2 protein-coding genes and 1 pseudogene are annotated in these 1,694 nt (G+C 61.5%); 1 reads left to right on the top strand and 2 read right to left on the bottom strand.

Annotated features, from left to right (window positions below; genetic code table 11):
* A pseudogene (locus IEY73_RS32590) lies at nt 1-222 on the bottom strand (alpha/beta hydrolase); the annotation flags it as partial.
* Nucleotides 223-350: 128 nt separating this feature from the next.
* Between IEY73_RS32590 and IEY73_RS32585 the strand changes: the two are divergent.
* The gene (locus IEY73_RS32585; RefSeq protein ID WP_189083203.1) at nt 351-980 is read left to right on the top strand and encodes an HAD family hydrolase; all 630 of its coding nucleotides are present in this window, start codon (nt 351-353) and stop codon (nt 978-980) included.
* On the opposite strand, the gene IEY73_RS32580 is transcribed toward IEY73_RS32585, so the two are convergent.
* Nucleotides 977-1,694 (bottom strand): HAD hydrolase-like protein (locus IEY73_RS32580; protein WP_229716403.1); only part of this gene is annotated, 718 nt, incomplete at its 5' end. The two genes, IEY73_RS32585 and IEY73_RS32580, sit on opposite strands and share 4 nt — an antisense overlap.

Genomic DNA, 1,694 nt, shown 5'->3' with positions numbered 1-1,694 from the left:
GGCTTGGGGGATGCTGTCCGGAGCGTCGTAGCCCAGCCAGAACACCGCTGAGGTGGACGCGTCCGGGGCGTAGAGGGCGGCGTCGCCGGCCATCAGGTCGGTGCGGGTGATGTCGCCGCCGACTTTGGACAGGTCGGCGCCGGTGCCGGGCACGTAGGTGACGACGTTGTCGGCGGTGTCCGGGTTTCCCACGGCCAGGATGGCCCGGCCGTCGCCGCTCGAATCATCGATGCTGGCAGTAGGGCACCTCGGGCGAGGTTGCGGGTCGGGGTCGCGGAAAATGCGTCGCTAGCCAGTAGCTTTCGATTTCGCCATAGCAGCCGGCCGGAAGCCGACGGTATCTTGACGGAGTGAACGCCACGATCGTCCCGCCCGACGGGACCGGCTTCGACGCTCTAATCTTCGATTGGGACGGCACGCTAGTAGACTCGACCGAGGTGTGCTTCCGTGCCTTGTCGGATTCCTTGGCGGATAGCGGGGTGTTCCTTGACCCGGACTGGTACTGGCCACGTCAAGCCATTGCGTCTCCTGACCTGCTCCGATCATGGGAGCAAGAATTCGGCACGTTGCCCGAATCCATTGACAAAATTATCCATCGATGCCGCAGGTACGTCATTGAAGCAGCGCCGCTGCTCCAGGTGATTGAACCGATCGCATCAATCGCGCGTTTAGCGAATGGACGAGGACAAGAGGTAGCTATCGGCTCGAACGCGTCGAGCGATGTTGTGGTCGCAGGACTTCAGGCCACTGGGCTCGACGCCGTCGTGGACAAGGTAGCTACGTGGAGCGATGTCGCTACGGGAAGAGGAAAGCCCGCACCGGACATCTTTCTGCTGGCTGCCCAAATGATGGGTGCAGATCGAGGCCGCTGCTTAGTCTACGAGGATTCCGAGGCAGGAATCAATGCAGCCTTGCAAGCCGGAATGACGGTCTGTGACGTCGCGTCCGGGGTCGTGAGGCAACCGGCAGAGGCGCGCTAGTTGATAAGACTGCGTAACAGCTTGTGGATCTCAGCGGCATCAGTAAGGTCTGGCACCACGGCATCCGCTCCCGCCGCGCGCAAGGCGTCGATACCGTCGGAGCCTGTCGCGACGCCGAGCGTGCTGGCCCCGCCGGTCTTGCCCGTAGCGATATCGTGGGTGCTATCGCCGATGATAATGGTGTTCTCGCGCCCGAATGGTGCCCCGTACTTCGTTTCAGCTCGCTTTTGAGCTATGGCTACCAGCCTCGGCCGGTCGCTTTCGTCGTCGCCATACGCACCTACTTCAACGTCTAGATACCTATCCAGATCGAAGGTTTCAAGCTTGATCATCGAGACGGCACGCAGGTTGCCGGACAGTACACTCTGCACCACGTGCTGGTCACTGAAGAGCATCGAGAGTGTCTCCCGTGCGCCGGGGAGGGCTCGACCCCTCCTCAGCAGTTCCTGCCGGTGATCATCGTATTCCTGCGCAAGCCCCACCTGGTATCTCGACAGGTAGGGTTCATCCTCGGCGATATCATGTAGTCGAAGCGTCGCCCTCAGGATCGAGGGTTCCGTCTGCCCAGTCACGTCCGCTTGCTCGCGCATCTCGCATCCGGTCGAGCCCTCAAAGGCACGGCGATAAAGCTCACTACCTAGCCTCGATGATTCGCAGTTGATGGCTGCTCGTTCGGCCAGGCCGCTCTGATCGATCGATGTTGATGGGTGTGGC

Origin of the sequence: Mangrovihabitans endophyticus, assembly GCF_014646155.1 — a bacterium.
GTDB lineage: Bacteria > Actinomycetota > Actinomycetes > Mycobacteriales > Micromonosporaceae > Actinoplanes > Actinoplanes endophyticus.
Note: the sequence above shows the minus strand (reverse complement) of the source record. Positions and strands in the feature narration are given on the sequence as shown.